Raw genomic sequence first — 25,914 nt, 5'->3', positions numbered from 1 at the left:
GTGAGCATGGTTCACGGTCAAGGCTCGCCACTCTATGCCTGAGGATAGACCCCCTTGAAACTTATTCGTGAGTTTACAGTTTTCTGCTGTGAAAACGGCTAAAGTGGCCGGTTTGCTGCATGTGCGTAATTGCCAATTCAGCAGGGATCATGATACCTAAAGATTAATCCTTTTGGATAGAGTCGCCGGGGGGCGGATCATAAAAGGGTGGGGCGAAAATAACTCATTCAGCGAAAGTAAACTTCGGGGGTTGGGTATTATGTCGCACAATGAGGAGCTGATGTCCGGGGTAACTGTGGCGGCGCAGTCCGGTATCGGTGCCGTCGATGGGTATGCCGGGGCCGAGGTGGCGCGATTGGCCACAGAGTTTGGTTCCCTGCTCAGTATGCTGGCAAAGCAGCGCGGCAATGAAAAGCTGGCCAGCGAGACCGGGGCCTTCATAACCGTGCAAAAAGGCCGCATGACGCAAGCATGCTCGTCTTGTGCCCAGAGCTTGCAACGCAGTGCCTCACTGTATGCCGAGATGCAGCATGTGATTGAGCTGCCGGTGCCCAATCGGCGAACGGACTTTCTGCTGCGCATGGTCCTGGCGTTTTATCCTTATGGCTTTTCCGACCGTCTTCACCCCGGCACGCCGCTGGCTCTGCCGCGGACGAGTATCGGTCGCGTTGGCCGCTTCCTGAATGAAGTCTTGGGGACGTTGCCGTATGCCGACCTTAACGCTGACTGTAGTCGTTTGATCAGCCGCTTTCCTGATGTTGCTGACCGCGAGCTTCGTTCGACGATGTTTGCGCACAAGGCCAGCCGGCTATTGCTGATGAAGGTATTGATTCGCCTGCTCAATGGCTTTCATGATCTCGCGTTGGCGGAAGAAATTTTCATGCAGCGGGTGGGCGGGCCAGCGCACGGTAGCCGATCGGCGCCGGTCAACGGCAAGGCAAAGCCGCAGGAGCATCCGGTGACCGAAGAGCATTTTCGCGCCTTGTGCGAAGGTCTGTTTGGCGAGTTTGTTCTTCAGTTGCAGAACCCGCGTGAAGGGGATGACCTCGAGGCCTGGTTCGGGGTTGGCGCACCAGTGCGTGTTCTCGATCTGTTGGAGCAATTGGCGGCCCAGACCCGCTCAGGCTCCCTTGTCACGGGTGCCTGACAGCGCGGTCACATCGTCCATGCACAAAACCGGTGCCCACTTTTGTGCACGATGCTGTAGAATCACGCCAAACAGCATCATTGCAGGACTGAAACCAATGACCGACACCCCCGAAACAGCCGTGCCGACTCCTGACTCTCCTGCGGTTTCGCCGCCGTCGCCTGCTCCGGACACCGCTCCAGAAGCCGTCGAAGAACTGGGAGGCCCGAAAGGCCCGGAACCGACCCGCTTCGGGGACTGGGAACGTGGCGGGCGCTGCTCAGACTTTTAGAGCATTGTGCGAAAAGTGAGAACCGGTTTTCGCAAGAACAATGCGACAAAACAAAAGGTTAGAGCAACGTACCTGCGTCCGGTCACAGTACACGGCAGTTGGTAAGTAAAGTGCAGGCTGCCGCCTGAACTGCTCGGGGGTCAATGCCCCGAACCCCCATTTTTTCTTTGAATGCAAAGGAATGGAGTCTGAGACCGACTGGCCCCGGCGAGGTGTGGAGCAGCGCTCCACATCCTTGTTCCCTGTGTGTGACCGCTGATGCGCTCACAGCCGGGGTCTTTATTCGTTGTTCGGGGATGGCAGGATTTCGGCCAGCAGGCTTTCCAGCTCGGCCCGTTCGGCGGCAATGGCCTGATCGGTTTTTTCCAGCAAGCGGACATAGGCGGCCACCACCTGTTCACCCAGCGCAGTCAACCGGGCGCCGCCGCCCCGTTTGCCTCCGGTCACCGACTCGACCAGGGGGGATTCAAAGCAATGGTTGATGTCATCGACCAGCAGCCACGCCCGCCGATAGGACATCTCCATACCGCGCGCGGCAGCCGAGATGGAGCCGGTTTCAGCAATGCCTTGCAGGATTTCCAGACGGCCCGGCCCCAGAACCAGCTTTGGCCCGGCCTTCAGGCGCAGGCGGACGCGTAAGGAATGAGAATCAGCCACAGTGGACCCTTTCATATACCCATAAATTGAAAATGGGTTTTACCAGAGTCCCAGAAGATCAAAAGCCCATCAGCTGGTCAATTTCATTTTGCGCCATCGTTCGGCTGGACCCGTGAATAATGGCGTTGGCGACATCCATCAGCCGCTGCAACCCACGGGATGCGGCATGGCAGCGGACCTTCAGCAATTCGGGATCGTTCAGCTCCTGGGCTGCCGTCAGGCGGGTTACCGATTGGGTTACCATGTCGTTCATCAGGGTAACAGTGTCTTCAAACGGAACCAGAAATTCGACCGGGACGTGCTGATAGGCTTCGATTGCCAGATCACGGTCAGAAAACATGCTGTCCTGAAAGTGCTCGGGGTAGCTTTTCGGCTGCCATTCCCGGCATTCGTCCAGCAATTCGGGCATGTCCGGAACCATGTCAATCAGCATGACGATTTCATTGAAGTGGTTCAGGTAGTCTGTCGCCAACAGTGTTTGTGAGTTGATGTTGGCATTGCTGACTTTTTCCTGCCACAGCAGGAACGCCTGCCCGTTGTCCGCGGCTATGCCGTGTGCCTGCTCAGAACCCATCATCGCGTCCTTGTCACACATCCCCAGAGCTTTCTGCCTATCTCTTATAGCGATGAGATGTCCCATCCTATTCTCCCCATAAGCGATTATTCATGACTCTGGGCTTGCTGTAAATGACCCCGCCAGTCCTGACGGCATTTGGCAGTCTACCATGGGAAAAGTTGCAAGATGTTTACTGAACGACAAAACCCGCCCCCAAGGCATCGGGGACGGGTTTTGCGACAGGACAGGAAGAGGGAAGGCTTAACGCTTCAGCGCCGCCACACCCGGCAGGTCCTTGCCTTCCAGCCACTCGAGGAACGCCCCGCCAGCGGTGGAAACATAGGAGAACTGGTCAACCACACCGGCATGGGCCAGCGCGCCAACGGTGTCACCACCACCGGCAACGGTCAGCAGTGACCCGGCGTTGGTCAGCGCGGCAGCGGCCTGGGCAACGGCGTTGGTGGCGGCATCGAACGGAGTGATTTCAAACGCGCCCAGCGGGCCGTTCCACACCAGCGTCTTGCACTCGGCCAGCTTGGCCTTCAGGGCTTCGACGCTGGCCGGGCCGACGTCGAGGATCATCTGGTCGGCCGGAACGGCATCGACCGACACCACGCTGTTGTCGGCGTTGGCGGCGAATTCGCCTGCGATCACCGCATCGGTCGGCAGGATGAAGGTGCAGCCAGCGGTTTCGGCCTTGGCGAGAATTTCGCGGGCGGTATCGGCCATGTCCTTTTCACACAGCGACTTGCCGACATCCTTGCCCTGCGCATACAGGAAGGTGTTGGCCATGCCGCCGCCGATGATCAGCACATCGACCTTGGAGACCATGTTGCCCAGCAGGTCGAGCTTGGTCGAAACCTTGGCACCGCCAACGATGGCGGCCACCGGCTTGGCCGGGTGTTCCAGCGCCTTGCCCAGCGCCACCAGTTCGGCCTGCATCAGACGGCCAGCGGCGTTCGGCAGCAGCTGGGCGATGGCTTCGGTCGAGGCATGGGCACGGTGGGCGGTCGAAAAGGCGTCGTTGACATAGATGTCGCCCAGCTCGGCCAGCTGACGGGCGAAATCGGGATCGTTCTTTTCTTCGGCCTTGTGGTAGCGCAGGTTTTCCAGCATTGCCACTTCGCCATCGACCAGCGCGTTGACCACGGTTTTGGCCGCCGGGCCGACGCAGTCATCGGCAAAGGCCACCGGCTTGCCCAGCACCACGGCCAGGGCATCGGCCACCGGCTTCAGGCTCATTTCGGCCACGCGTTCGCCCTTCGGACGGCCGAAGTGGCTGACCACCACCACCTTTGCGCCCTTTTCCATCAGCTCGCGGATGGTTTCTGCCGAGCGTTCGATGCGGGTGGCGTCAGTGACCTTGCCATCCTTCATCGGCACGTTCAGGTCCGAACGGACCACCACGCGCTTGCCCTTTACGTCGATATCATCAAGCGTCTTGAAATTGGCCATGATGTCAGCCTCTTGAAAATGGGGAATTGCTGGAGCAACAGAAAAGAAACGCCGCCAGAGCAGGCGGGAAAGGGATGCCGCAACACCCCTTTCCCCGATCCTGCCCGGCGGCGCTCAAAGACTTCGATTAGAAGTGCTTCGACATCTCGACGGCGGTGTCGAGCATGCGGTTCGAGAAGCCCCACTCGTTGTCGTACCAGGTCATGATGCGCAGGAAGTTGCCATCCATCACCTTGGTGCCCGGCGCGTCGAAGGTCGAGCTGTTCGGGCAGTGGTTGTAGTCGATCGACACCAGCGGCAGGGTGTTGTAGCCCAGCACGCCCTTCAGCTTGCCTTCCGACGCGGCCTTGATGGCGGCGTTGACGTCGGCGGCAGTGGTGGACTTGGCCAGGTTCACCTTCAGGTCAACCATCGAGACGTTGGCGGTCGGAACGCGGATGGCAACGCCGTCCAGCTTGCCCTTCAGTTCCGGCAGCACCAGACCGACGGCCTTGGCGGCACCGGTGGAGGTCGGGATCATCGACATGGCAGCAGCGCGGGCGCGGTACAGGTCCTTGTGCAGGGTGTCCACGGTGCTCTGGTCGCCGGTGTAGGCGTGGATGGTGGTCATGAAGCCCTTTTCGATGCCGAATTCGGCATGCAGGACCGAGGCCACCGGGGCAAGGCAGTTGGTGGTGCAGGACGCGTTGGACACCACCAGATGTTCGCTGGTCAGCAGCTGATGGTTGACGCCGTAAACAACGGTCAGGTCGGCACCGTTGGACGGGGCGGAAACCAGCACGCGCTTGGCACCGCAGGCCAGGTGCACGGCGGCCTTGTCACGGTCAGAGAAGATACCGGTGCACTCGGCGACGATATCGACGCCCAGATCGCCCCACTTCAGGGCCTTCGGGTCACGCTCGGCGAAGCACTGGATGGCCTTGCCGTCGATGACCAGCTTGCCGTCTTCCGCCTTCACGTCGGCCGGCAGAATGCCATGCACCGAGTCGTACTTCAGCAGGTGGGCGTTGGTTTCCACCGGGCCAAGGTCGTTGATCGCGACCACTTCGATATCGGTCCGCTTGGACTCGATCAAAGCGCGCAGAACCAGACGACCGATACGACCAAACCCATTAATCGCAACGCGAACAGCCATAATTACCTCCGCTGATGGTGGCCGGGCCACGGTCCACCTTTAGGAAACTGGCCTTCGTGCGCTCTCCTCCGGCGACGGGCCGGGGTACGGGGTCCCCCGCGTTCGTTGGCCGATCGATATCCGGACGCACGACGGCGCTTTTCTATGTCACGGATAGCGCAAGGAATCCAGCCCCTGCGAACGCGGCCCTGCCATTCCGGGTGGGAAAAGCTGTCGGTGGTTGGGCCAAAAGCCCATTCCATACAGACCTATAACTTATTGCAGGGGGGGAAGACCGCTCGGACGGGTTGCGCCTGCGCCCTGATCGGCTAGTCTAGGCTTCCGGGTTGGCGCACCCTGTGCACAGGACATGATCCGTCCCCTGTGTCGGGCGCTCCGTCGCTGCCGGATCAATCGGGATAAGGGAAAGCACTGATGATGTTCCGTACCGCAGAACTGGGTCGCAAGGTTTCAAAGGAAGAATTCGACCAGCTCGCCCCCGCCTTGCGGATTGAACTGGTTGACCTGCAACAGAAACTGCGAACCGCAGGCTTTCCGGTGCTGCTGGTGTTTGCCGGTGTCGATGGTGCAGGCAAGGGCGAAAGCGTCAACCTGATCAACGAGTGGATGGACCCGCGCTGGATCGAAACCCATGCCTACGGCGACAGCACCGACGAAGAACGTCAGCGCCCGGAATACTGGCGGTACTGGCGTGATCTGCCCGCCAACGGCAAGATCGGCTGCGTGCTGCGGTCGTGGTATTCGGCCCCGGTGCTTGACCATGCCCAGGGGCGGATCAGCGACGCCGAGCTGGACGAACGGCTGGCCCGCATCAACACCCATGAAAAGATGCTGGCTGACGATGGCGCGCTGATCCTGAAATTCTGGATGCATCTCAGCAAGGACGAGCAGCGCAAGCGGCTGAAAAAGCTGGAAAAGGACCCGAACGAATCCTGGCGGATTTCCAAAACGGATTGGGCCAACTGGGAACGCTATGACCAGTTCATCGCCGCCGCCGAACGCACCATCCGGGTGACCTCGGCCGGTCACGCGCCGTGGTCGATCGTTGAAGGCACCGATCCCCGCTATCGCTCGCTGTCGGTGCTGACCACCATCCGTGATGCCGCCCTGCGCCACATGGAAGCCATCGCGATGAAAAAGCGGCTGGCCGCTGCCCTGCGCGAGGAAGAAAAGAAAAAGGTCACCACCATTCAGCCGACCTTGACCGACACCGCCGACGGCCCGCATGTGGTGGCTGACATCGGCCGTCAGGGCACCGGGATGGTTTCGGTGCGCCTGCCGCACCAGCCGACGGTGCTCGAGGCGCTGGACATGAAGCAGACCCTCACCAAGAAAGACTACAACAGCCGTCTGGCGATTGCCCGCGCCCGTCTGCACCACCTGTTCCGGCAGGCCAAGGCCGCCGGCATTTCCACCACCCTGATGTTTGAAGGCTGGGATGCGGCGGGCAAGGGCGGCACCATCCGCCGGATCACCTCGTCGATGGACAGCGGTGATTTCAAGGTGATCCCGATTGCCGCCCCCACCGATGAAGAAAAAGCCCACCATTACCTGTGGCGGTTCTGGCGTCATCTGGGCCGGGCCGGTCACGCCACCATTTACGACCGCTCGTGGTATGGCCGGGTGCTGGTCGAACGGATCGAAGGCTTTGCCACCACCGAGGAGTGGATGCGGGCCTATGGCGAGATCAACGACTTTGAAGAACAACTGGTCGATTCCGGCATGGTGCTGGGCAAGTTCTGGCTACACATCACCAAGGAAGAACAGCTGACCCGCTTCAAGGACCGGCAGTCCATTCCGTGGAAACAGTGGAAGCTGACCGACGAAGACTGGCGCAACCGCGACAAGTGGGACGACTATGAAAGCGCGGTCAACGACATGATCGAGCGCACCTCGACCCGCAAGGCGCCGTGGACGCTGATCGAAGCCAACGACAAGCAGTTTGCCCGCGTCAAGGTGGTCGAAACGGTGATCAAAAAGCTGGAAGAGGCCCTTGAGCGGCGCGGCCTGCTGGTCAGCGAGAAGAAAAAAGACAAGTAAAGCCATCCGGTAGTGATCCGGCAAAGATCATCCCCGATCATGGGGAGCATGGACAGGCGTTGCGGCGGCAACGCCTGTTTTCTTTTGCAATTGCGAAGAAAAAAATTTGTCAAGCCCCACTTCGCAGCGCCAGCAGCTTGGGCTAGGATGAGCCGCTGTACTGTTTTGTCGCCGGTGTGCCCTTTGCCTTGCAAGGCGCTGATCCATCTACCGGCTTCTCTATGAGGAATACCTTCGCAATGCTCGATTGGGATGCTCACTACGCCGCGCGCGCCAGCCGCATGGCCGCGTCGGAAATCCGCGAACTGCTCAAGCTGCTTGACCAGCCGGACATCATTTCCTTCGCCGGAGGCATCCCCGACCCCGAGCTGTTCCCGCTCGACGCCATTCGCGCCAGCTATGACGGCATCCTCAGCGATCCGGCCCGCGCCGCTCTGGCCCTGCAGTATTCGGTCAGCGAAGGCTATGCCCCGCTGCGCCAGTGGCTGGCCGACTACATGGGCACCCTCGGTGTGCCGTGCGACGCCGACAACATCATCATCACCAACGGCTCGCAGCAGGCACTGGAATTTCTTGGCCGCCTGTTCATCAACCCTGACTCGCAGGTGATGGTCGCCCGCCCGACCTATCTGGGGGCGTTGCAGGCGTTCAACAGCTATCAGCCGACCTATGTGCCGTTCCCGGAAACCGCCGAAGACGAAGCCGCCATTGCCGCCAAGGGCTCGCCGCGCTTTGGCTACATCATGCCGGACTTTCAGAACCCGACCGGCGTCAGCCTGACCATGGAACAGCGTCTGGCCGCGCTCGATCTGGCCGAACGGCTGGACATGCCGCTGATCGAAGACGCCGCCTATGAAAAGCTGCGCTACGAAGGCGAAGCCCTGCCGCCGCTGATGGCGATCGAAGCCGAACGCAAGGGCGGCATCGACAATGGCCGGGTGATCTATTCCGGTACCTTCTCCAAGACCGTCGTTCCGGCCCTGCGTCTGGGCTGGCTGGTGGCACCGAAGGCGGTGATCAGCAAGCTGGTGCTGATCAAGCAGGCCAGCGACCTGCACACCAGCACGCTGAACCAGATGGTGATGTACGAGGTGGCGTCGAAGACGATGCTGTCGAACCTCGAACGCATCCGCGCCACCTATAACCAGCGCCGCCACGCCACCCTCAATGCGCTGGAAAAGTACATGCCGGCCTCGGTCAGCTGGACCAAACCGCAGGGCGGGATGTTCATCTGGGTCACCCTGCCTGACGGCATGGACGGCGCCGAAGTCCTGGGTCGGGCGATTCAGGATGCCCGGGTGGCGTTCGTCCCCGGCTCGGCCTTCTTCGCCGACCGCTCGGGCCGCAACACCCTGCGCCTCAGCTTCTCGCTGATGACCGACGCCAAGATCGACGAGGGCATCAAGCGTCTGGGTGCCCTGCTGTCAACGATGATCAGCGAAGCCCGGCAAGCCGCCGAGTAAGGCAGGCGTTCCCCCTCCCCCCGGAGCGATGGTGTCATTGCTCCGGGGGATGGAGGATCAAATCCGCGCCAGACGCGGCGGCAGCCTGACCTCTTCAGCCAGACGGATCAGGCGCTTTTCAAAGGACTCCGGCAGGAATACCGGATCATCCACCGGCACCGCCAGCATCAGCACCTGCGCACCCTTTTCCAGCCGGGTGCGCGACAGCAGGCCGGGCACACCGCCAGACAGGGTATGGCCCAACCGCAGGGCGGCTCCGATGGTGCGCACGCGGGCAATGCGCTCTGCCGGCAGCAAGGCCAGCGCCTGCTGCACCACTTCCAGACTGTCATCACTGGTATAGCGGAAGTACACCGCCAGCGCCAAAGCGGCGCGGTCGGTGTGGTCGATGCCCATGAACGGCAGGCGCAAAATGCGCAGGAAGGCCTGTTCGGCGCGGTAATCGGGGTGCTCGCTCCAGAAAATATCCCCCAGCAGGCAGGCCGCCTGTCGCAGACGGGCCAGATGTGCCGTTTCGCCGGGGAACAGTGGCTGCATCCAGTCCATCAGTTCCGAACCGTGTTCCGGGAACCGCCCGGCGGCGCGCGCCCATTCGCTGGCGGCGGACAGCAGCGGGTCACCGTCCTGCATGTCCTTGGGCAGGGACAGGAAGAACTGCCCCTCACGCATCCCGTACACGCTGAACACCACCTGATCGGGCTGGGCCATTTCGATCAGGCGGGCCAGCAGTTGCGCCGCCAGCGGCAGGTTGGGGATGCGCTTGCGCGAGACGTTTTTCACCCGCTCGATCAACTTGCGGCCCTGCTGGATGATCTGGTTCAGCATCGCCAGCGCCTTGTCGGCGGGCAGGGAAAAATTGTCGAGGACGTGCAGGGGGTAGTTCATCTGGTCGATCATGATCTGGGCCAGCGCCCGCCATGATCCGCCGACGGCATACAGGTGCCGTCCCTTGACCTGATCGAGAAAATCAACACTGGCCAGCCGCTGGTCGATCATCGTGGCCGCTTTCTGGCTATCCCCACCCGAGTTGGAGGCCAGCCGCAGCACCCCCAGCGGCAGGGTGGTGAAGGCGTGGCAGGTCATGCTGTCCACCACCACCAGTTCCAGCGAGCCACCGCCCAGATCGCACACCAGTCCGTCGGCGTTGGTCAGCGAGCACATCACCCCATAGGCGGCACGGCGGGCTTCGTCTTCGCCGGACAGCAACTGGACGCGGACCTTGCAGCGGCGCTCTATCTCGGCAAGGAAGGCCGGGCCGTCTTTGGCATCACGACAGGCGGCGGTGGCCAGCACGTCCAGCCGTTCAAGGTCCATTTCATTGGCCAGCCGCACGAACCGCTCGATGGCGGCGTAGGCCAGCGGCACACCATCCGGGTTCAGGTGGCCGGTGCTTTCGAGGGTCAGCCCCAGCGCACAGGTGGCCTTTTCGTTGAACAGGGCCATCGGCGTGCGGTGCAGGCCATCATAGACCACCAGCCGGACGGTGTTGGAACCGATGTCGATGATACCGATGGGACGGCGGCGCGGCGCTTGGGGGGTAGCCCAATAATCCTTTGGCATCATGATCGGAATGGCCTTTTGGTCTTTGTATGAAGGTTAACGACTTTACCGCGATACCCCCAAAAGGGCAGGCCTTTTTATGGCCTGCCCTGCGGGAATTTCACCGGCGGTATACTGCTCTAGTCCTTCAGCGCCAGCCGGGGCACCCGGCGCTGCTGGTGCTGGACCGCCGAGCCACGGCCCGACAGGCTGGGGTTGGTCATGAAGTAGGTGTGGGCCGAAAACGCTCCGTCCTCGCACTCGACCCGCTGGAACACGCCATCGGGCTGCAACACCCAGCTTTGCGCCTGATCCTTGAAGTTCGCCACCATGATCTGGTCGAGAACCTGTTCATGCACGGTCGGGTTTTCCAGCGGAACGAACGATTCCACCCGGCTGAGCATGTTGCGCGGCATCCAGTCGGCGGAGGAGATGAACACCTTGGCATGGGCCGACGGCATCGCATGGCCGTTGCCAAAGCACAGGATGCGCGAATGTTCGAGGAACCGCCCGACGATGGTGCGGACGTGGATGTTTTCCGACAGCCCCGGCACACCGGGCCGCAGGCAGCAGATACCACGGATCAGCAACTGGACGGTGACACCGGCGCAGGAGGCTTCATAGAGCTTGTCAATCAGCTTGCCATCGACCAGCGAGTTCATCTTGGCCCAGATGCTGGCCGGGCGACCGGCCTTGGCGTGGGCGATTTCGTCCTCGATCAACCCGATGATGGTCGATCGCAGGCCAAGCGGGGCAATGTTGAGCTTTTCCATCTTTTCCGGCCGGGCATAGCCGGTCATGAAGTTGAACGCCTTGGCCGCATCGCGGGTCAGCCCCGGGTCGGAGGTGAAAAAGCTGAGGTCGGTGTAAATCTTGGCGGTGATCGGGTGATAGTTGCCGGTGCCAAAGTGGACGTAGGAGCGCAGGTCGCCGCCTTCGCGGCGGCTCACCAGACTGATCTTGGCGTGGGTCTTGAGGTCGATGAAGCCATAGACCACGTTCACCCCGGCGCGTTCCAGATCGCGCGCCCACTGGATGTTGGCTTCTTCGTCAAAGCGGGCCTTCAGCTCGACCATCGCGGTGACGGTCTTGCCGGCTTCGGCGGCTTCGACCAGCGCGGCAACGATCGGGCTGCCTTTGGAGGTGCGGTACAGGGTCTGCTTGATCGACACCACGTTCGGATCCCGCGCCGCCTGCCGCAGGAACTGCACCACCACGTCAAAGGATTCATAGGGGTGGTGAACCAGAATGTCCTTTTTGCGGATGGCGGCAAAGCAGTCGCCGCCGAAATCGCGGATGCGTTCGGGGAAGCGGGCATTGAACGGCACGAAGCACAGGTCCGGGCGTTCGTCGGTGATCAGCTTCGAGGTATCGGCCATCCCGATCAGGCCGTCGATGCGGAACACGTCTTCGTCGGCAACGTCCAGTTCATCACAGATCAGGTGGAACAGGTCGGTCGGCATGCTGGCATTCAGCGTCAGGCGGATGCAGTGACCGCGACGGCGGCGCTTCAGCGCCGTTTCAAACGACCGCACCAGATCTTCGGCTTCTTCGTCGATTTCCATTTCGGAATCGCGGATCACCCGGAAATGACCGGCCTGATTGACTTCAAAGCCGGGGAACAGCGTGTGAAGGAACAGCTTGACCACGTCTTCCAGCGGCAGGAAGCGCATGGTGCTACCCGGCAAGCGGATGAAGCGCTGCAACTGGGTCGGCAGGGGCACCAGAGCGCGCAGTTGCTCCTGATCTTCGATGCGGGTCAGCAACAGCACCAGCGCGTGGGCCAGATTGGGAATGAACGGGAACGGGTGCGCCGGGTCGATGGCCAGCGGCGTCAGCACCGGGAAAATATGGTCGAGGAAGTGGCCTTCCAGCCACTGGCGGTCGTCGGCGGACAGGTCGGCCCTGCTGACCACGAAAATGCCTTCGAGTGCCATCTTTTCCTGCAGGCCGCGCCAGACCACCTGTTGCAGCTCGATCAGGCGGCGGGCTTCCTTGTTGATGGCATCAAGCTGCTGGGCCGGGGTCAGACCGTCCTGACTGATCGAGGTGACACCGGCATGGACCTGTCCCTTCAGCCCGGCAACACGCACCATGTAGAATTCGTCCAGATTCGAGGCCGAAATCGACAGGAACCGCAGACGTTCCAGCAGCGGATGGCGCTTGTTGAGGGCTTCTTCGAGCACGCGGGTGTTGAAGGCCAGCCACGACAGTTCGCGGTTGATGAAGCGTTCCGGGCTTTCAAAGGTGATCGCCGGGATGGCGGCAGCCGGAATGGCCTGCGGAGTCGGCAGAACGGGGAGGGCATCAATGGTCACGGGGGCGGTCTCCTGCGGCAAGGGGGCGGCATCCTGCGATGCGTGCACCGGTGGTGCCTGAACCGGTTCTTGTGGCTTGATCTTTGCCGCGATCCGGCCAGAAGTGGTGCTGGTCGCCGGGCTGACCGCCGCGGCAGGACTGCGGGTCCGGCTGCGCGCCGCCGGGCGTTTGGCCACTGCGGGTTTGGTGGCTGGAGGCTTGGCGGCTGGGGATGCAGTCTGCGGGTGGGACTCTGCCGGAGCGGCGGTACGGTCGTCAGTCTTGTCGTCGGTCATTTGAAAAGAACATCTCCAGCAAGGGCCTGCGGCAAGCCCGAAGAACCGGTTATTCATACGGGTGTTTGCCAGTGTTTTGCCCAGCATAGCATGAAACTTTCGTGACAGGCGTGCAAAGGCCCTCGCCGGAAGGCAAGGGGTTCTATAAACAAAGGCTGGGTTTGCCGCCGTTTCGGCGGTCTTTCGTCTGTGATTTTGGCACCTCGGAGGCTCGCCATGACCCGCTCCGCCGCCCGCCATTACCTGCTGTTGCTGCGCCATGCAAAATCGGACTGGGATGACCCGACCCTCGAAGATCACGAACGTCCGTTAGCCGCGCGTGGGCGGCAGGCTGCGCCGCGCATGGCCCGCCATCTGACCCGGACACCGCTCCGGCCCGATCTGGTGCTGTGCTCGACCGCCCGCCGGGCGCGCCAGACGCTCGATCTGGTCCGGCCGGCCTTGCCGCCGGTGCCGATTGTGCATGAGGATGCGCTGTATACCTTTGAGGTCAGCGCTCTGCTGGATCGTCTGCGCACCTGCCCGCCAGAGGCGCGGGTGGTGATGGTGGTCGGGCACAATCCGGCGCTGGAGGACCTGGCCCTGCATCTGAGCAGCGGTCAGCAGGAAGCCAACCGCGATCACCCGGTGCACCGCCTGCGCCACAAGTTTCCCACCGCCGCGCTGGCAACGCTGGGGCTGTCGGTTGGCTGGAGCGAGCTGGCCGAAGGCACCGGCTGGGTGGAAGACTTTGTTCGGCCCAAGGATTTGGCATAATGAAAAACCCCCCTTACGGGGGAAACCCGTAAGGGGGGCTGATCAGGGCCTGAGGCAGGCTTATTCGTATTCGGCCGAGGTTTCGCCGTTATTGTAGAAGATGCGGATCTTCGACACTTCGCACAGGTTGAAGTTTTCCCACTCGGCGCTTTCGCCGTCGGTGTAGGTCACCTTCAGATCCCATTCGCAAGCCTGAGTGGCGCGCGAGAACTTGATGTGGACAGTCTGGCCGTTGTCCAGGGTATCCTGGCCGAGAACATCGTCCTGCCAGTCGTCAGACTTCGACGGCGAGACATACACTTCGTTGATCACGTAGCCGGTCTTGTTGGTCAGCGTAAAGTCCTGCTTGCCAGCAGCAAAAGCAACCGAAGAGGTCAGCGCCGCGGCGGCGACAGCGGTCGCCAGCAGAGTCTTGCGCAGAAACATGATACCCACCCTTTGTTTGGTTAATACTTACACCGGATAACCTGCAAGGGATGCTTTTCTTTCATATCCCGGTTAAACGGCGTCATATGCGTGGATAAATTACCATTGTGGTAAGAGTTGTTCGCTTGAATATTTATAAACATTTCCATTCAGACACATTTTGTCTTGCGATAGTTATAATGTACCCCGGTCCGGGAGGGTCGATACCGACGGAGTATGCGTGTGCCTGTCTGATCGGCGCAGTCCGTGATGGTGAAAATAGACCCTGTTTTTTTGCATGTATTTGCCCTATCAAGGGAAAATGACAAAACAGCCATGGTCCCGCCTGATTGCGCCTTTGGGGTCCCGCCGGTTTACCGCGTGGGTGCTGTGCTGCGTGCTGTTCCTGCAAATTCTGGGCCCGACTCCGGGTATCCAGCCGTTGATGCAGGCCGTCCCGGATGGCGTCCTGGCCATCTGTACACCGGACGGGATCCATTATGTATCCCTGCAGGATGATCCATCACCTCCTGCCCCGCCCAAGGAAACGAAAAGCTGCCTGTTCTGTCTGCCGCTGGTGGCCGGCAACGGGCCATTGCCATCGGCTCCGGTCCTGCTGGAACGGGTGCAGGAACAGCAGGCGGCTACCGGCTGGTGGCCTGATGCTGCGGTGCGACCGCTGGCGCAGTTTCTCGCCGCCCATCATCCGCGGGCACCCCCGGTTCCATCCGTCCCTGTTTGAAAAACACGACACCAACAGTTTTTGATGACGGGCTGCCCATGTGTTGAGGGAGGCAGCCCGGGGGAATGGATTGTTCATGACAAACGCTTTTATTGTGCGCTCCCGCAGCGGGAGGCGCGCCCGCCTGTCCTTGATCCCTGCGCTGGGGATGGTGCTGGTCGGATCGGCGGCGATGGCCCCGGTGGGTATGGCCCAGGCCGAGACTGCAACCGGAACCGCAACGCCGGAGGATAGCGCCGTCGTTCTGCCGGAACTGGCGATCACCGATACTCAGACCGCGCCCCTGAGTGCGGTGTCCGAAGGCAGCGGGACCTATGCCCCCAAGGCGGCGACGGTGGCGGGCAAGGTCCCGGCAAAGCTGAAGGACATTCCCAATTCGGTGTCGGTGATCACCCGCGAACAGCTTGATGACCAGCATCTGACCGATGTCGATCACGCGCTGGTCTGGGCACCGGGGGTAACAGTGCGCCCGAATGACAACGCCCAAAGCTGGTACCAGTCGCGCGGCTATGCCCTGTCGGTGATGCATGATGGCATGCCGACCTATGATGGCCTGAGTGGCTATCAGCAGTTTGATACGGCGGTCTATGACCGTATCGAAGTCCTGCGCGGTCCATCGGGGCTGTTGCAGGGCAGCAGTGACCCGGCGGGGTCGGTCAATCTGGTGCGCAAACGCCCGACCGAAGAGCTGAAGGGACAGGCAACGGTGGCGATTGGCTCGTGGGACTATAGCCGTGAAACCGCTGACCTCAGCACCCCGCTGACCACTGACGGTCGCCTGAACGGACGCTTTGTGGTGGCCCACACCGACCGCGACTATTTTTACAGCGGCGTCCATTCGGAAAAGCTGCTGGGCTATGGCATTCTCGAGTTCAAGCCGACTCCCGACTGGACCTTTGGCTATTCTTCGACCTGGCAGCACGATGACACCGGGCTGTTTTCCGGGGTGCCGACCTACAGCACCGGCCTCAGCATGGGGCTGGACCGTTCGACCAACTTCAACACTTCGTGGACCAGCGCCGACTGGGTGACGCACGAAGAAAAAATCGACGCCGAGCACCGCTTTGGCCACGGCTGGAGCGCAAAGATTGCCGCCAGTTGGCGCGAGCAGAAATTCTCGTGGGATGACGGCTATGCGGGCAGCGTCAATCCGGCCACCTATACCACCACCTATACCACCCGCGATGCCGAGGCGACCTATTATCGCAAGGGACTGGATGCCTATGTCACCGGGCCGTTCCAGGCCTTTGGCCGCGAGCATACCCTGCTGCTGGGCAGCAATCTGGATATCTATAATCAGGACTGGGTGCGTGGACGGGCAACGCAGGCCGGGGTGGTGGTGTCGAATGGCAGTACCCTCAGTCAGGGCAACTTGTCGCGCAGTACCGGCGGGGAAACCCGGATGACCCAGTTTGGCCAGTACGGTCAGGCGCGGTTGCAGATTCTCGACCCGCTGACGGTGATCGTTGGCGGGCGCAACACCAGCTTTGATTCCGACTCCCGCTCGATGTCCTCGTCGGTGTGGGGGAATTGGTCGCAGGGCGGCAAGGCGCAGAACGAGTTTACCCCCTATGGCGGGGTGACGCTGGCAGTGACACCGGAAACCTCGCTGTACGGCAGCTATTCCGAAATCTTTGTGCCGCAGACGGCGACCACCTCTGCCGGAACGACCCTGCCGCCACGCACCGGCTGGCAGACCGAAGTCGGGGTCAAGAACAGCCTGTTTGACGACACGGTCAATGCTTCGGCGGCGGTGTTCCTGCTGCGCGATGTCAACCGGGCAATCACCGACCCCAACGATACCAATTACTCGATTGCGGCGGGCAAGGTGGAAAGCAAGGGGGTTGATCTGGAAATTTCGGGTCGTCCGCTGGAAAACCTGAAGCTGACCGGCAGTTATACCTACCTGCTGAACCAGTACCTGCGCGACACCCGCAACACCGGTGCCACCTTCACCACCTGGGAGCCAAAGCACACGGTCAAACTGTGGGGGATGTACAGCTTTGATGATGGCGTGCTGAAGGACTTCAGCCTCGGCAGTGGCGTACTGGCCAAAAGCCGCACATGGGCCACTGGCACCAGGCTGGAACAGGATGCCTACGCGGTGGTCGATGCCCAGATTGGCTACAAGATCAACGATCATCTGTCGGCGGACCTGACGATGAACAACGTCTTTGATACCGAATACTGGGCCACCATGCGCAGCACCACCAACAACATGTACGGCGAACCGCGCAGCGTGATGCTGACGCTGAAAGCCGAGATGTAAGTTCCTCGAAGCCCCTGTTCTCCGGGATGGGGGCTTCCTTGTTCGGAGTCCTGTGATGCCTCCTGTTGATCTGTCTTTGTCTTCGCTGTTGTTGCAGGCGACTGCCGGTGTGCAGGTCGTGTTGCTTGTGCTGGCCGGATGTTCGGTGCTGTGCTGGGGGGTGATTGCTGAAAAGGTGCTGGTGCTGGGCCGGTTCCAGCGGCAGGCGCGGGCCTTTGACCACTGGGTGCGCAGTGGCGCGACAGCCATTCCGGCATCCCAGCCGCTGACCCGCCGTCTGATCGACGCCGCCGGGCAGGAAGGGAGCAAGACCGCCGTCGGTGATACCCTCAATGCCCAGCGTGACCGGCTGGAACGGGCCTTGCGCGACGGGGTGGCGGCGGAATGTCTGGCGGTGGAAAAGCGGCTGCCGCTGTTGGCGACACTGGGGTCGGCATCGCCGTTTATCGGCCTGTTCGGCACCGTCTGGGGCATCATGCATGCCTTTCTGGGCATCGCCCAGTCACAGAACACCAGTCTGGCCACCGTTGCCCCCGGCATTGCCGAGGCCCTGATCACCACCGCGGTCGGGCTGGCGGTGGCCATTCCGGCTTCGGTGGCCTACAACGCCTGTGCCAGCGTGCAGGGGCGGGTGTCGCGACTGTTGTGCCTGTCAGTGGCCGAGCTGGTGCGCCAAACGGCTTTGCCAGCAACAGGAGGACGTGCCGATGCTGCCTGATCCGTCGCCATCGGCTGATCCCCTCGCTGGCCCGCGCTTGCAGGCCGACATCAACATGACGCCGTTCATTGATGTGATGCTGGTGTTGCTGATCATTTTCATGGTGGCGGCACCGTTGATGGTGGCCGGAGTGCCGCTCAGCCTGCCGCAGACCTCGGCACAGGCGGTGCCTCCGGCACAGAAACCGCTGGTGGTCAGTGTGACCGGCGAAGGACAGGTGTTTCTTGCCGAGCAGCCGATCCAGCCGGAGCAAATCCCGGCGCTGGTCGCCCCGATGATCCAGAATGCCCCCGACACGGCGGTCTACGTGCGTGGGGATGGGGCGGTGGACTATGCGGTGATGGTCAGGGTTCTGGCCCAACTGGGGCAGGCGGGCGCGGTGCGTGTGTCGTTGCTGACTGAAAACCAGGCGGTTCCCGATGGTCCGGCGCATTAGAGCATTGTGCGAAAAGTGGGCACCGGTTTTCGCAACAACAATGCGACAATATAAACGAGCATTGTGCGAAAAGTGGAAACCGGTTTCCGCAAAAACAATGCGACAGAACAAATCCAGGTTTTTCTGGCTGCTGGCGGGATCGCTGCTGGCCCATGGCGGGGCACTGGCGGCGATGCTGATGATGGCGGCCCCACCGGTGGTGACACCTGCGCTGCCTGTGCCACAGGTGTCACTGGTGGCCCTGCCAGCGCAGCAGGAGGCCGCCCCGGTTCCACCTGCCGAGATCGTGCGGGAAACGCCCACTCAGGCTGCCGCATCGATCCCCAGCGAGCCGCTTCCTCCCGAGCCGCCAGTGCTCCAGACCACCGCAGCGACCCCGCAGGCCAGCCCTCCCAAGCCGCCGGTAAAACGATCACCGCGCCCACCGGTGGCAAAGCCCCGCCCACAGGTGCAGGCCCCGATGCCGCCGACACCCGCCGAGGCCAGCGAGAGCAGCACGCGGGCGGTCAGCGGCCAGCAGCAGGACAGCCAGACGGTCAGCGGCGTCCAGCAGGACGCCCGCGCAGGCTCACAAGTACCGCCGGATTACCTGTCGCTGGTGCTGGGGGTGCTGGAACGCGCCAAACGCTATCCGCCCGCCGCCCGGGCGATGAGGGCGGAAGGGGTTGTGTCGGTGCGCTTTACCATCCTGTCCTCGGGCGAGGTGAGAAATGGCGAGATTGTCAGCCCGTCGGGGGTGGCGGTGCTGGATCAGGAAGGACTGGCGCTGATTGCACGGGTCTCACCCTTACCGCCGCTTCCCGCCGACTATCAGCGCGACCGGCTGACGCTGGTCATTCCGATCCGCTTTAATACCAGAATGAAGTAGGGGCCAGAGCAGTGAGCGCAAAAGTGGGAACCGGTTTTGCGCATCATCACTGCGACAGATGAAAAGGGTAGACCAGCGTGCCTCTCAGATTGAACGCACGCTGGTCTACTCCCAGCTCCCCCGCTCCAGCTCGCTGGCGGGGGGAGTCTTGTGGTTGGCGCGCGGCAGGCTTTGGCGATAGATGATCAGGCCGACCCCGCCGATGGTCAGGAAGCCGCCGAGAACCCGTTCCCACGTCAGGCTCTCGCCAAGGAAGGCAATCGAGGCGGCAATCCCCACCAGCGGCGACAGCAGGTTCAGCGGCACCACCTGACTGACCGGGTACAGCGACAGCAGGCGGTACCACAGGGTATAGGCAATCACCGACGACCCGAGAATGATATAGGTCATGCTGGCCCACAGGTGCCAACTGGCATTCAGCACCGCGTCAACCTGGTTGTGTTCCAGCAGCAGCGACCACAGGGCGATTTGCGGGGTGGCAAACAGGGCCATCCAGCCGGAAATGGCCAGTGGGGTGACGCTGGACACCCGTTTGATCAGCAGGTTGGAGGCGGCCCACGAAAAGGCCGACAGCACGAGCACCAGAAACGGCCCCAGCGCGGGCAGTGTCGGTTCTCCGGCCAGCACGGCGGCCCCGCCAAAGGCCAGCCCCAGCCCGAAAATGCGCCAGCCCCCGAGGTGGTCTTTCAGGAAAATGGCAGCCAGAATGGTCGAGAACGGCACGCCAAGCTGAATCAGGATCGCAGCCGTTCCGCCACCAACGCCGTTCATGCCATAAAACAGCAGGGCGAAATGCATGGTCCCCAGGGTGAACGACAGCAGGATCACCCATGGCAAGGCTTGCCGGGTCATGCGGGTAAACGGCACGATCAGGGCGGCGGTCAGGGCGAAGCGGACCACCGTCAGGGCCAGCGGAGGAACCTCCTGCACGCCGATCTTGATCGCCACAAAGTTCAGACCCCACAGAACCGCTACCAGCACACCCAGTGCCATGTCGCGCAAAGGCATTTTTTCATCTTCCGATTTGCCTTTGCCAACCGGGCGTCAGGCTATTTTTTCAGGCCCCGCATGCGGGCGATGTCATCCCATGCTGCGTTGATGGCAGCCATTTTGCGGGTGGCAATCTCGACAAACTCTTCGGGCAGCCCCTGAGCGATCACCGTATCCGGATGGTTCTCGCGCAGCAGCTTGCGATAGGCTGCCTTAATGTCGCTGTCTGTGGCGGTTGGCGCTACTCCCAAAACTGCGTAGGGATCGCTGATTCCGCTGCTGGCCGAGGCCCGTCCGCCGCCTGAACCACCACTGGCAGCCCCGGCGCGGACACGCTCCCATGCCTGGGGCGAGACGGCAAAAATCTCGGCAACCCGTTGCAGCAATGCCTGTTCAGCAGGGTGAATCACCCCGTCGGCCTGCGCAATCAGCAGCAAGGCCATCAACAGGTCTTCCAGCACCTGCGGGGTGTCGGAAAACAGGCTGGCGGCCTGCCGGGCGTACAGTTCGAAATCGTCGGCGGTTTTCCTGGCTTCGTCGAACAGCCGCCCAACGGCCTCCATCTGGTCGGGGGGAACATTGAAGGTGCGCTTGAAGGCATCAATTTCGGCCCGGGACACCTGACCATCGGCCTTGGCCATCTTGGCGCACAGGGCAACGACGGTGGTGGCAAACGCCGCCGCCCGCATTTGCTCCCGGGCCTGCTGGCGGGCGTGATGGATTGCCTCTTTGAACCCCGGCGGGGCGGATGGGTCAAAGGTGTGGTCCTGTGCTTCGGACTGGCGAACCTGTTCGACCTTCCGGTCGATGAAATGCCCGGCCGCCGCCCCGATCAAGGCCCCCAGCGGCCCGCCGCCAATGACAAAACCGGCGGTGCCACCAATGATTTTACCCCAGATGGACATGGTTGATCCTGTCGTTGGTCTGTTTTAGCGCGGGGTCAGAACATTCTGCGAAACCCGGAAACCGGTTTTCGCAGAAACAATGCGACAGAACAAAGGGTTAGAGCAGCGTGCCTGCATCAGGTCACAGCTTTAATCCTTTGGCACGATGAACACCTGACCGGGATAAATCAGGTCAGGATTGCGGATCTGCCCCTTGTTGGCATCAAAAATGACCGTATAGGCCTTGCCATCGCCATATGCACGGCGGGCCAGCAGCCACAGACTGTTTCCGGGCTGGACAACAACGCGGACGCCTTCGGGCATTCCGGCAACTTCGACGCGCGAAAACGGCATTTCGGCGCGGGCCAGAACCTTGCCATCGCTGGCCAGCAGGTCGGCGCGCAGCATGTGGGCACCCTTGCTGGCCTTGCTTTCCGGCTTGGCCCGCCACAGGCCATCGGCTCCGCTTTCGACTTTGCCGATCAGGGCGTTATCGAGGTACAGCTGCAAGGTCGCCTGCGGCTTGCCACGCCCGGCGACGATGATGCTGCCGTCTTCGGTGTAATCGACCGAGTCGATCAGAACGCCATCCTTTTCGCTGAGCGGGGTCAGTCCCTGCAGAACCTGCGAGCCTTCCTCCCCGGCCTTCACCGCCAGGGTCTTTTCCCCCTTGCGCTCGGGGACGACCAGCACGACCACATCCTTGGCAGTGACGGTCTTGCCGTCAGGAGTCACCGCGCTGAGTGACAGTTCGCGGGAGCCGGGTTCCAGTGGAACATCAGGCAGGAACACCCATTCCCCATGCTGGTCAGCAGTGACGGCCCCAACCGCCCTGGCCCCGTCCAGAATGGAAACTTTCGCATTCGGAGCGGCCTTGCCAGCGATAACGGTGTTCCCCTCGGGATCAATCCGCACCACGTCAAAGCCCAGCACAGGCTCGGGAGCACTGGGCGCTTCGGCGGCCGGTTTGGCCGGGGTAGCAGGTTGGGCCGGAGTCGTCGGCGGTGCAGCGTCCTTTTGGGTCGGGGCCTGGCCTTCGAGTGACATGAAGGTCAATCCCAACGCAATAATGACAACAGCGGCGCCAGCAATGGCAATGATCATTGGCCGTTTCACAAGAACCCTCTTTGCTATTGTCAGCGTCTGCCCGGAAATGTCTGCCGGTCTGCTGGATGGCTGGCCGGATGGGGTAACCGTACTGCGCCCTCCCATGGCCCGCAAGGGTGCGGGTGACGGGGCCGGGGACCACTATACAGTCACAGCTTCGTGAAGTCGCCCCTTTCAGCGTGTATTCAGGGTTGATGCAGCAGCCTGCATTCAGATAGTACCCACCCTGGTGTGCAGTGCAATATACTGCACTTTGGGTTGCAGCCAAAGAACGTGGAGCATCAAGCATGGACCAGAAAGTGTCTTCTTCATCACCGACCGTTGCCGTATGGGACCTGCCAACACGGCTGTTCCACTGGATTCTGGTGGCCGCGATCCTGCTGCTGTTCCTGTCGGGGGAAATTGGCGGGCTTGACCTGTCGCTGCCGCTGCCGGGCGGAGAGCGCCTGATGCTGGGCAACATGGACCTGCACATGCTGTTGGGTGAGACCGTTCTGGGGCTGGTGATTTTTCGCGTGCTGTGGGGCCTGATCGGGTCCAGCACCGCCCGGTTTGCCACCTTTGTGCGCGGTCCGGCGGCGGTTATTGACTATCTGAAAGCCCTGAAGCGTGGCGAGCTGCCGCTGTCAGTAGGGCATAATCCGGCTGGCGCCCTGATGATTCTGGCTCTGCTCGCGCTGGCTTTTGTGCAGGTCGGAACGGGTTTGTTTGCCAACGATGACATTTTTTCCGAAGGACCGCTGGCCCATCTGGTCAGCAAAGGCACCAGTGATCTGCTGACCGGCGTGCACGGGGCGCTGTTCAATCTGTTGGGGCTGGCGATTCTCGCGCATGTCGGGGCAGCGGTGTATTATCGCTTGCGTGGCAAGAATCTCATCCTGTCGATGCTGACCGGTCGCAAGGCTGCCGAGTTGATCCCTGCCGGGGCCGAACTGCCGCGCCTGCAATCGTTCTGGCTGGCGGTTCCCGTCGCCTTGATTGCGGCAGGCGCCGTCTGGGTTCTGGTGCATCAGTTGTAAGCCATTACAGCCAAAAGGTGGTGAACCGGATTTTTTTACCCTTAGACCAGCGTGCGTTAAACCTGACGCAGGCACGCTGGTCTAACCTGTTGTTCTGTAGCATTGTTTTTGCGAGAACCGGTTCCCACTTTTCGCACAATGCTCTAAATAACCGCATAAAAAGGTATTGCCCTGAAAAAAGGAACCGGCATACTGCATCCGAATGATGTCGGGTCTTTTCACCCTCTAACATGCCGGGTGTATCATGACGGCGCAGGATCTGGTTGAACCGCAGTCTGTTCAAAGCCCGACCCCTTGGTGGTCGCGGCTGGTCGCAGGCCTGTTTCTGCTGATTCTGGGGAGCGCCCTGGCCGCTCAGTTGTGGCTGGCCCGCGCGGCAGACCTCGCAAATGCCGAACAGATGGTGCAGTCGATGGCGGTTGCCATTGCGCAGAATATCGGCGGCAGCGTGCGCAGTGTCGATTCCTTGCTGGTCGATATGGCGGTATCGGTTGCCGAAGGCAGTTGGGAGGATCCGGCAAACCGCTTGCGCTTTGAAGGGCGACTGAGCGCCTTTCCCGAGCTGTTGTGGGTTGGCGTGACGGGAATGGACGGGATGGTTTCCGGCTATCCCGTACCAGCCTTCAGCGGCGCCCCCTGGCGGGCCAGCGCGTCTCATCGTGACTACTTCCGGGTTTTTGCCGGTGGCGATCCTGCCGGCGGCAATGGTGGGCGGCTGCATGTCGGGCTGCCTGCCATCGGCCAGATAACCGGCGAGCGCACCATTCACCTCAGCCGGGCCATTCTCAAGGATTCAAAAGTCATCGGCATCATGGTTGCCGCCGTCTCGGCGGATTACTATGCCGGGCAACTGGGGATCACCCTGCTGGATAGCGACGGAGCCTCTGCCGTTCTGCGCTCGGATGGGCTGATGATGGCGCGTGCACCGGCGCACGCGGAAAAATTCGGCATCAATATCAGCAGCAGCGACCTGTTCACCAAATGGCTGCCACGCGAAAAGCAGGGGGTTGTCCGGCTGATTTCGAAAGCCGATGGCAACGATAAGCTTCTGTCTTATCAACAACTGGATCGATACCCGTTGGTGGTAACCTCGGGAGTTTCCCTGCAAAAGGCCCTGACAACCTGGAACCGGATGATGGTGGTGGAAGTGACCGGCTTCATCCTGTTTTCCGGTGCGGTGATCTATTGGGCTTCCATGTCTGACCTGCGCAATGGTGCCATCCTGCGCCACCGCGAAACCTTGAAACAGGCGGTTGCCGAGCAAACGGCGGATCTGGAACGGGCCAAATCGCTGGCCGAGCGCCGGGCTGAAGATATCACATCCCTCAACCTGAAGCTAAGCCGTCTGGCGCAGGTGACCGCCCATGACCTGCAAGAGCCGGTCCGCCGGATGGTCAGCTTTTCGCAACTGCTGCGCCGCCGATTGCATCAGTTGTCAGAAGAGGCCGAAGCCGACCTGCGCTATATAGAGGACGGCGGCAAACGGCTGAAGATGACGCTGGAGGGATTCCGGCAGTACACCGAACTGCTGGGAGGAACGCCAGTCTTTGAAGGAGTACCGCTGCGGGACTGCGTGGAGCTGGCGCTGGAACCGCTCCGCGAGGCGATTGCGGCCGGGGGTGGCGAGGTTCGGATTGGCTCGTTGCCGTCCGTTCCGGCTGACCGCTCGTTCCTGACCCTTGCAATCGCGCGCTTGATTGATAACGCCTGGCGCTATCGTGACACGGAACGGCCAGCCCGGATCACCATCAGCGGCGGGCAAGACGACACAGGGTGGTGGCTGGCAATCGAAGACAATGGTCAAGGGCTGCCAACGGTGATGGATCAATGGATCCTCAATCCGGTGGCAGTCTCACAGGGTCCCGGTGAACGCAGTGGAATGGGGCTGGCCTTTTGTCAGGCTGTAGCGGAAATTCACGGGGGACACCTGGAAGCCGAGCGTCTGCCCGAAGGCACCCGGTTCATTCTGCGGGGGCATTTTCCAGACATATCATGAGCACGGGAGCCTGATCTTACGCCATGAAAGGCCGTGTGAGGACATGGTGTCGCTATCTGCCGGGCTATCATGCCTTGCGCATGCTGTGGTGGTGGGGAAAGGGCGGAGAAAGCCGTAGTCTGGCCTTGCTGCTGTTGCGACGGCCCCGGCATCTGTTTCAGCCCTATAACACCAGTACCGCCAACCGCTACCCCGAGCTGTTTGCCTTTGTCCGCCATCAGGTCGCCGATCAGCCGGACAGCCGCCTGCTGTCCTTTGGCTGCGCCCGTGGAGAAGAGATCGTCTCGCTGCGGCGGCTGTTTGGACAGGCACACATCGACGGTATCGACATCAATCGGCGCAATATTGCACAGGCCCGACAGCGGCTGGCCGGCGACCCGTCGGTGCGGCTGCACGTTGCCGGTGATGCATCCGTTTTGCCTGCGGCATCGTGTGATGCGGTCTTTGCTTTGGCGGTGTTCCGGCACGGTGATCTGGGAGGGGTGAAGCCTGCCGCCCGCTGTGACCGGCTGATCCGCTTTCAGGATTTTGAGCAGGTGGTGACGTCGCTGGCGGATAGCCTGCGTCCCGGTGGCCTGTTGTGCATTCGCCATGCGAACTTCCTGTTCTCACAGACGGCCGTGGCGCAGGGCTTTGAGCCGGTCCTGTACCAACCGGCCTGCGGGTCACCAGTGTACGGACCGGATAACCTCCTGATGCCATCACCGGCGCAGGTGCCTGTGGTGTTTCGGAAGGTGCCAGTGCAGGGCGGGTAAGCAGAAAAGAGAGTCCGCTTTTGCGCTTACCCACCCTGGGTTTCATTTTACAGATTAGACCTGCGTGCGTTAAATCTGACGCAGGCACGCTGGTCTAACCTTTTGTTTTGTC

Annotated in this window: 23 protein-coding genes; 13 read left to right on the top strand and 10 right to left on the bottom strand. The window is 61.5% G+C overall.

Going from position 1 to position 25,914, the window contains the following annotated elements; translation table 11 throughout:
- Positions 1-259: 259 nt before the first annotated feature.
- Both BW995_RS16640 and BW995_RS16635 read left to right on the top strand, forming a co-directional pair.
- Positions 260-1,147 carry a hypothetical protein gene (locus BW995_RS16640; RefSeq protein ID WP_076401527.1) on the top strand — a complete coding sequence of 296 codons (888 nt, stop codon included), beginning with the start codon at positions 260-262 and terminating at the stop codon, positions 1,145-1,147.
- Between the two features lie 97 nt (positions 1,148-1,244).
- Positions 1,245-1,418: a DUF1674 domain-containing protein gene (locus BW995_RS16635; protein WP_076401526.1), complete on the top strand. Its 174-nt coding sequence runs from the start codon at positions 1,245-1,247 to the stop codon at positions 1,416-1,418.
- Between the two features lie 279 nt (positions 1,419-1,697).
- Here BW995_RS16635 and BW995_RS16630 read toward each other — a convergent pair whose 3' ends face one another.
- The 4 genes from BW995_RS16630 to gap form a co-directional block, all read right to left on the bottom strand.
- Positions 1,698-2,075: a winged helix-turn-helix domain-containing protein gene (locus BW995_RS16630; protein WP_245821509.1), complete on the bottom strand. Its 378-nt coding sequence runs from the start codon at positions 2,073-2,075 to the stop codon at positions 1,698-1,700.
- A gap of 58 nt (positions 2,076-2,133) precedes the next feature.
- Complete coding sequence (locus BW995_RS16625) at positions 2,134-2,652, bottom strand: hypothetical protein (RefSeq protein WP_245821508.1); 519 nt, start codon at positions 2,650-2,652, stop codon at positions 2,134-2,136.
- Between the two features lie 240 nt (positions 2,653-2,892).
- The gene (locus tag BW995_RS16620; RefSeq protein WP_076401524.1) at positions 2,893-4,086 is read right to left on the bottom strand and encodes a phosphoglycerate kinase; all 1,194 of its coding nucleotides are present in this window, start codon (positions 4,084-4,086) and stop codon (positions 2,893-2,895) included.
- Between the two features lie 127 nt (positions 4,087-4,213).
- Complete coding sequence (gene gap, locus BW995_RS16615; protein WP_076401523.1) at positions 4,214-5,221, bottom strand: type I glyceraldehyde-3-phosphate dehydrogenase; 1,008 nt, start codon at positions 5,219-5,221, stop codon at positions 4,214-4,216.
- 414 nt (positions 5,222-5,635) lie between these two features.
- On the opposite strand from gap, the gene BW995_RS16610 reads away from it, so the two are divergent.
- Together BW995_RS16610 and BW995_RS16605 are read left to right on the top strand one after the other, a co-directional pair.
- A complete protein-coding gene (locus tag BW995_RS16610) occupies positions 5,636-7,261 on the top strand; it encodes a polyphosphate kinase (protein ID WP_322099129.1) in 1,626 nt (541 codons plus the stop codon).
- A gap of 239 nt (positions 7,262-7,500) precedes the next feature.
- Positions 7,501-8,724, top strand: coding sequence for an aminotransferase-like domain-containing protein (locus BW995_RS16605; protein WP_076401522.1), 1,224 nt, complete (start codon positions 7,501-7,503; stop codon positions 8,722-8,724).
- A gap of 57 nt (positions 8,725-8,781) precedes the next feature.
- Here BW995_RS16605 and BW995_RS16600 read toward each other — a convergent pair whose 3' ends face one another.
- Both BW995_RS16600 and BW995_RS16595 read right to left on the bottom strand, forming a co-directional pair.
- Positions 8,782-10,287 carry a Ppx/GppA family phosphatase gene (locus BW995_RS16600; protein WP_076401521.1) on the bottom strand — a complete coding sequence of 502 codons (1,506 nt, stop codon included), beginning with the start codon at positions 10,285-10,287 and terminating at the stop codon, positions 8,782-8,784.
- 116 nt (positions 10,288-10,403) lie between these two features.
- Positions 10,404-12,857: an RNA degradosome polyphosphate kinase gene (locus BW995_RS16595; protein WP_084194934.1), complete on the bottom strand. Its 2,454-nt coding sequence runs from the start codon at positions 12,855-12,857 to the stop codon at positions 10,404-10,406.
- A 216-nt stretch (positions 12,858-13,073) separates the two neighbouring features.
- On the opposite strand from BW995_RS16595, the gene BW995_RS16590 reads away from it, so the two are divergent.
- Positions 13,074-13,613, top strand: coding sequence for a SixA phosphatase family protein (locus tag BW995_RS16590; protein ID WP_076401520.1), 540 nt, complete (start codon positions 13,074-13,076; stop codon positions 13,611-13,613).
- A 60-nt stretch (positions 13,614-13,673) separates the two neighbouring features.
- Here BW995_RS16590 and BW995_RS16585 read toward each other — a convergent pair whose 3' ends face one another.
- On the bottom strand, positions 13,674-14,039 hold the full coding sequence (locus BW995_RS16585) for a hypothetical protein (RefSeq protein ID WP_076401519.1): 366 nt from the start codon (positions 14,037-14,039) through the stop codon (positions 13,674-13,676).
- Between the two features lie 301 nt (positions 14,040-14,340).
- Between BW995_RS16585 and BW995_RS16580 the strand changes: the two genes are divergently transcribed.
- The 5 genes from BW995_RS16580 (at position 14,341) to BW995_RS16560 (ending at position 19,051) form a co-directional block, all read left to right on the top strand.
- Positions 14,341-14,760 (top strand): DUF2946 family protein, encoded by a 420-nt coding sequence (locus BW995_RS16580; protein WP_076401518.1) that lies wholly within the window; start codon positions 14,341-14,343, stop codon positions 14,758-14,760.
- A gap of 76 nt (positions 14,761-14,836) precedes the next feature.
- A complete protein-coding gene (locus BW995_RS16575) occupies positions 14,837-17,029 on the top strand; it encodes a TonB-dependent siderophore receptor (RefSeq protein WP_076401517.1) in 2,193 nt (730 codons plus the stop codon).
- 55 nt (positions 17,030-17,084) lie between these two features.
- A complete protein-coding gene (locus tag BW995_RS16570; RefSeq protein ID WP_076401516.1) occupies positions 17,085-17,747 on the top strand; it encodes a MotA/TolQ/ExbB proton channel family protein in 663 nt (220 codons plus the stop codon).
- Positions 17,737-18,183, top strand: coding sequence for an ExbD/TolR family protein (locus BW995_RS16565; protein WP_076401515.1), 447 nt, complete (start codon positions 17,737-17,739; stop codon positions 18,181-18,183). Before BW995_RS16570 ends, BW995_RS16565 begins: the two co-directional genes overlap by 11 nt.
- Positions 18,184-18,280: 97 nt before the next feature.
- Entirely contained in the window at positions 18,281-19,051 is a 771-nt protein-coding gene (locus BW995_RS16560) for an energy transducer TonB (RefSeq protein WP_076401514.1), read from the top strand.
- A gap of 105 nt (positions 19,052-19,156) precedes the next feature.
- Here the strand turns inward: BW995_RS16560 and BW995_RS16555 are convergent, their stop codons facing one another.
- The 3 genes from BW995_RS16555 to BW995_RS16545 all read right to left on the bottom strand — a co-directional run bounded on the left by BW995_RS16555 (position 19,157) and on the right by BW995_RS16545 (position 22,041).
- The gene (locus tag BW995_RS16555) at positions 19,157-20,059 is read right to left on the bottom strand and encodes a DMT family transporter (RefSeq protein WP_076401513.1); all 903 of its coding nucleotides are present in this window, start codon (positions 20,057-20,059) and stop codon (positions 19,157-19,159) included.
- Positions 20,060-20,100: 41 nt separating this feature from the next.
- Entirely contained in the window at positions 20,101-20,946 is an 846-nt protein-coding gene (locus tag BW995_RS16550) for a TerB family tellurite resistance protein (protein WP_076401512.1), read from the bottom strand.
- Between the two features lie 129 nt (positions 20,947-21,075).
- Positions 21,076-22,041 carry a LysM peptidoglycan-binding domain-containing protein gene (locus BW995_RS16545; RefSeq protein WP_217696121.1) on the bottom strand — a complete coding sequence of 322 codons (966 nt, stop codon included), beginning with the start codon at positions 22,039-22,041 and terminating at the stop codon, positions 21,076-21,078.
- A gap of 278 nt (positions 22,042-22,319) precedes the next feature.
- On the opposite strand from BW995_RS16545, the gene BW995_RS16540 reads away from it, so the two are divergent.
- The 3 genes from BW995_RS16540 (at position 22,320) to BW995_RS16530 (ending at position 25,802) form a co-directional block, all read left to right on the top strand.
- On the top strand, positions 22,320-23,051 hold the full coding sequence (locus BW995_RS16540) for a cytochrome b/b6 domain-containing protein (RefSeq protein WP_076401510.1): 732 nt from the start codon (positions 22,320-22,322) through the stop codon (positions 23,049-23,051).
- 244 nt (positions 23,052-23,295) lie between these two features.
- Positions 23,296-25,047, top strand: coding sequence for a sensor histidine kinase (locus tag BW995_RS16535; RefSeq protein WP_076401509.1), 1,752 nt, complete (start codon positions 23,296-23,298; stop codon positions 25,045-25,047).
- A gap of 23 nt (positions 25,048-25,070) precedes the next feature.
- Entirely contained in the window at positions 25,071-25,802 is a 732-nt protein-coding gene (locus BW995_RS16530) for a class I SAM-dependent methyltransferase (protein ID WP_084194932.1), read from the top strand.
- Positions 25,803-25,914 lie beyond the last annotated feature (112 nt).

The organism is Insolitispirillum peregrinum (genome assembly GCF_900156605.1).
GTDB classification, from domain to species: domain Bacteria; phylum Pseudomonadota; class Alphaproteobacteria; order Rhodospirillales; family Rhodospirillaceae; genus Insolitispirillum; species Insolitispirillum peregrinum.
The sequence above is the reverse complement of the archived record's forward strand: the minus strand, read 5'-3'. Positions and strand labels throughout refer to the sequence as shown.

Excerpts from the sequence above, each read along its gene's own strand:
- BW995_RS16625 (WP_245821508.1), bottom strand. The coding sequence starts at position 2,652 with ATGATGGGTTCTGAGCAGGCACACGGCATAGCCGCGGACAACGGGCAG.
- BW995_RS16535 (WP_076401509.1), top strand. The coding sequence starts at position 23,296 with ATGACGGCGCAGGATCTGGTTGAACCGCAGTCTGTTCAAAGCCCGACC.
- BW995_RS16540 (WP_076401510.1), top strand. The coding sequence starts at position 22,320 with ATGGACCAGAAAGTGTCTTCTTCATCACCGACCGTTGCCGTATGGGAC.
- BW995_RS16570 (WP_076401516.1), top strand. The coding sequence starts at position 17,085 with ATGCCTCCTGTTGATCTGTCTTTGTCTTCGCTGTTGTTGCAGGCGACT.
- BW995_RS16560 (WP_076401514.1), top strand. The coding sequence starts at position 18,281 with ATGCGACAGAACAAATCCAGGTTTTTCTGGCTGCTGGCGGGATCGCTG.
- BW995_RS16575 (WP_076401517.1), top strand. The coding sequence starts at position 14,837 with ATGACAAACGCTTTTATTGTGCGCTCCCGCAGCGGGAGGCGCGCCCGC.
- BW995_RS16530 (WP_084194932.1), top strand. The coding sequence starts at position 25,071 with ATGAAAGGCCGTGTGAGGACATGGTGTCGCTATCTGCCGGGCTATCAT.
- BW995_RS16635 (WP_076401526.1), top strand. The coding sequence starts at position 1,245 with ATGACCGACACCCCCGAAACAGCCGTGCCGACTCCTGACTCTCCTGCG.
- BW995_RS16620 (WP_076401524.1), bottom strand. The coding sequence starts at position 4,086 with ATGGCCAATTTCAAGACGCTTGATGATATCGACGTAAAGGGCAAGCGC.
- BW995_RS16600 (WP_076401521.1), bottom strand. The coding sequence starts at position 10,287 with ATGATGCCAAAGGATTATTGGGCTACCCCCCAAGCGCCGCGCCGCCGT.
- BW995_RS16595 (WP_084194934.1), bottom strand. The coding sequence starts at position 12,857 with ATGACCGACGACAAGACTGACGACCGTACCGCCGCTCCGGCAGAGTCC.
- BW995_RS16565 (WP_076401515.1), top strand. The coding sequence starts at position 17,737 with ATGCTGCCTGATCCGTCGCCATCGGCTGATCCCCTCGCTGGCCCGCGC.
- BW995_RS16585 (WP_076401519.1), bottom strand. The coding sequence starts at position 14,039 with ATGTTTCTGCGCAAGACTCTGCTGGCGACCGCTGTCGCCGCCGCGGCG.
- BW995_RS16550 (WP_076401512.1), bottom strand. The coding sequence starts at position 20,946 with ATGTCCATCTGGGGTAAAATCATTGGTGGCACCGCCGGTTTTGTCATT.
- BW995_RS16605 (WP_076401522.1), top strand. The coding sequence starts at position 7,501 with ATGCTCGATTGGGATGCTCACTACGCCGCGCGCGCCAGCCGCATGGCC.
- BW995_RS16590 (WP_076401520.1), top strand. The coding sequence starts at position 13,074 with ATGACCCGCTCCGCCGCCCGCCATTACCTGCTGTTGCTGCGCCATGCA.
- BW995_RS16640 (WP_076401527.1), top strand. The coding sequence starts at position 260 with ATGTCGCACAATGAGGAGCTGATGTCCGGGGTAACTGTGGCGGCGCAG.
- BW995_RS16555 (WP_076401513.1), bottom strand. The coding sequence starts at position 20,059 with ATGCCTTTGCGCGACATGGCACTGGGTGTGCTGGTAGCGGTTCTGTGG.
- BW995_RS16610 (WP_322099129.1), top strand. The coding sequence starts at position 5,636 with ATGATGTTCCGTACCGCAGAACTGGGTCGCAAGGTTTCAAAGGAAGAA.
- BW995_RS16580 (WP_076401518.1), top strand. The coding sequence starts at position 14,341 with ATGACAAAACAGCCATGGTCCCGCCTGATTGCGCCTTTGGGGTCCCGC.
- gap (WP_076401523.1), bottom strand. The coding sequence starts at position 5,221 with ATGGCTGTTCGCGTTGCGATTAATGGGTTTGGTCGTATCGGTCGTCTG.